Here is a 1,965-nt window from a genome sequence, read left to right as displayed (position 1 = left end):
GGATAGAATCTGCAAAGTTACACTTCACGCCTTGTTGCTGCACGAAATCGCTCCTTATGCTTCTACCATAAAAGTCTTAATAAATCGAGCGAGCGTATTTCTATCCACTTTACAAATTTTAGCGATTTTGCGTTGTGAAACTTCAGCTTTCAATAGTTCTTGTATGAGAATCCTCTTATCGTGGAGTTTGTACTTCTCTGGAGCACTTTTTTTCCCTTTAGGACGTCCTAATATTACCCCTTCTATTTTCTTTCGTGCTAAGGCTTCTTTTGTTCGTTGGCTAATAAGGTTACGTTCAATCTCTGCTGACAGTCCAAAAGCAAAAGCCAACACTTTACTTTGAATGTCCTCTCCTAACTTATAGTTGTCTTTGATAGTCCAAACCCTACATTCCTTGCTCATGCAAATATTCAGAATTTCCATTATCATAAAGAGATTACGACCCAATCTGGACAATTCAGCGCAGATAATCAAATCATCTTTCTGTACCTTATTGAGCAATTTTCCGAGTTCACGTTTGTTATAGGCTTTTGTTCCACTAATGGTTTCCTCTATCCAACCATCAATTTTTATGTTTTGATTGTCGCAGAAATTCTTGATTTCAAAACGTTGGTTTTCTACTGTCTGCTTATCACTGCTTACTCTAATGTATCCGTATATCATATGTCTAATTATAAATGTTTATAGATATATAATATGGATAGTTTTTCTATAGAAACCTAAGAGAGCGTTGATTTTACATTTAATTCTTTGCCATTTCGTTTTTAATGAACTTTCAATTTCCATTAGTCGTAAAGACCGTGAAAAATGTTTAGCCCCCACACTCTTACATCAGAAACCGGATAGTTCAATGGGCTTTTGAGCCCCCGCATTCGTAATGATGGCTCACGATGTAGTGATGTTGTTTAATTAAAGTTTCAGACTATGACCTACGTTGGAATCGATGTCAGCAAGGCGACCTTTGTTGTCGCTTATTCGTCCGCCAAGACCGGCAGGACAAAAACATTCAAGAACCACGGTTAAGGGTGTCCATGAGTTCATCCAAACCATTTCAGTAGCAGAGCACCATTGAGTATTAGAAGCCACAGGCAATTACAGTGCGTTGCTCGTCTATCTGCTTTCCGAAGCAGGGATAACCGTCAGCCTTGAGAATCCGCTGAAGATAAAGAACTTCGCCCGTGCCATGCTCTCCGTCACCAAGACGGACGAGATAGATGCCCGTCTGATAGCCCTGTACGGGGAGAGGATGCAGCCGGATCCTTATAAGCTCCGCAGTGACTCAATCCTCGTACTGAAGCAGAAACGAACGGTACTACGCCAGCTAAAGAAGCAACTTGTGGCAACACGCAACCTTAAAGGCTCGATGGAGTTCTTTCTTCTTTTGACCCTGAATGCAAGAAAACCATCGAAAAGACGATTGCTTTCCTCGAGAAGCAAATCAAGGCAATGGAAGAGAATATCACTTCCTTGGCGTAAGGCGAGTACAGGAAACAGATGGACTTGCTCACCTCCATCAAAGGCATCGGTGTTACACTGGCAGCCGCGCTTATCGTGGCCACAGGCGGGTTCACCTATTTTGATAATGCCAAGCAACTGACCCGTTTGCAAAAGTGTGGGATTAAAGTGATGTAACGACTTGATTTATCGGGTCGTTACATTTTTGTATAGGGATAATAGGTAACGAAAAGGCAACGGTTTATTTTCAGCTTCTTGCGCTCAAATACCGCATTTCAAATAACCTACTGCAAGATACGAAAAATTTTTGGAATTGGCAAATCAAACAATGCATCGAAAACATTCTAAGATTCACCTCTTTATGATTTAAGTTCAAAAGCAAGAAGAAAGGGCCTCACGTAAAGTATAGGTTCTTGCGAATTTATGCCTCTTCCAGAACCTTCAATATATATGCCACGTTAATTTTGTCAGATATAAGTTAAATCGGTATTTTTTCGTATATTGGATAAT

General features: G+C 40.4%; 1 protein-coding gene and 1 pseudogene. One reads left to right on the top strand and one right to left on the bottom strand.

What is annotated here, in order from left to right; genetic code table 11:
* Window positions 1–54 precede the first annotated feature (54 nt).
* A complete protein-coding gene (locus DWW03_RS16320) occupies window positions 55–663 on the bottom strand; it encodes a master DNA invertase Mpi family serine-type recombinase (RefSeq protein ID WP_005680425.1) in 609 nt (202 codons plus the stop codon).
* Between the two features lie 261 nt (window positions 664–924).
* Between DWW03_RS16320 and DWW03_RS17025 the strand changes: the two are divergent.
* Window positions 925–1,602, top strand: a pseudogene (locus tag DWW03_RS17025) (IS110 family transposase); the annotation flags it as partial.
* Window positions 1,603–1,965: the final 363 nt, after the last annotated feature.

The sequence above is a fragment of the Alistipes sp. AF14-19 genome (assembly GCF_003461645.1).
Classification (GTDB): domain Bacteria; phylum Bacteroidota; class Bacteroidia; order Bacteroidales; family Rikenellaceae; genus Alistipes; species Alistipes shahii.
Note: the sequence above shows the minus strand (reverse complement) of the source record. Positions and strands in the feature narration are given on the sequence as shown.

Coding starts and splice junctions, on each gene's coding strand:
- DWW03_RS16320 (WP_005680425.1), bottom strand. CDS start 663: ATGATATACGGATACATTAGAGTAAGCAGTGATAAGCAGACAGTAGAA.